This window comes from Paenibacillus sp. VTT E-133291, from assembly GCF_002264395.1.
Taxonomy (GTDB): Bacteria; Bacillota; Bacilli; order Paenibacillales; family Paenibacillaceae; genus Paenibacillus_AQ; species Paenibacillus_AQ nitricinens.
On sequence record NZ_NFVA01000214.1, the window covers coordinates 1 to 1,156 of the forward strand.

Genomic DNA, 1,156 nt, shown 5'->3' on the forward strand with positions numbered 1-1,156 from the left:
TATAAAAAACGGCTTCGGTAAATCAAGCCAGAAGTTTTGTTCGTTACTCATATTATCTCCTCTTGTTGTAATATATAAAAACGATATAAGGATAGCAAAGTCCTATACCCATCATACATAGTATCATTTTTTTTCGTTTGATGCACAGAATCAATGATGTGAGCGACAGCCAAATTTATGGTTGTAGTGTTCATCAGTAATAAGGCCATGGCTTGTTTGTTTATAATCTGTTTATTGATACTTGTTATAATCCTGTAGATGAAAAGTTTGTAATTTAAAGTCGAATTGTGTTAACGAATCGATTATAGACAAACGACATAATGCATCCAATGAACAGGGGGACAAGTAAGTGAACAAAAAGCAATGGATAAGCTCTATATTGGCTGCTGCTGTATTATCAAGCCCTATCATTATGCCGACCAAAGGATCGGCTGCCGCTTCCTTTATTGATATTGATAGCTCATATGCAAAGAAAGCGATTGTTGAGCTATTCGATCAGGGGATAGTGACCGGTGTTGAAGAGAGTAAGTTCTATCCTACGTCAAATATTACACGGCAGGATTTTGCAATTATTTTAGCAAAAACATTGAAGCTGGATATTTCGAACCCACCTGCGCTGCCTACCTTTCTGGACGTTACCGCAAGCAACTACGCATACAGCTATGTAGAGGCAGCTGTCAAAGCCGGATTGATCAAGGGTACCGGCAGTAATCTTTTCGGTACGGGGCAAAATTTATCACGTCAGGATATGGTCGTCATGTTCGTGAGAGCATTGGGAGTCAATCCTACCGGTAAAACTGGAACTTTGCAATTTGCTGATAGTAGCCAAATTGCTGATTATTCCAAAGATTCTATAGCTGCCGCTGTGGAATATGGATTGATTACCGGATATAATAATTTTTTTAATCCTGAGGCCAAAGTAGATCGTCAGGCTGTAGCTCTAGTAGCTTCCAAGTTTCTAAAGTTTAAGGAGAGCGGGAATACTGAGCAGCCAAGCGCCACCCCAACTCCTCAGCCGGGTAAAGAAGCGGTAACTGTACCTACTCCTGTTGTTGGAGGGTCTTCCTCTTCACAAAGTGGGCATAGCAGCAATTCAGATATCAATGCACCTTTGGTTGTTAGCACCAAGTTCGAGGCGGTGGATAACTACAACGGG

1 protein-coding gene is annotated in these 1,156 nt (G+C 41.0%); it reads left to right on the forward strand.

The window, feature by feature from the left end; translation table 11 throughout:
* Positions 1-349: 349 nt before the first annotated feature.
* Positions 350-1,156: S-layer homology domain-containing protein (locus CA598_RS31625; RefSeq protein WP_143812502.1), on the forward strand; the 807-nt coding region annotated here is incomplete at its 3' end.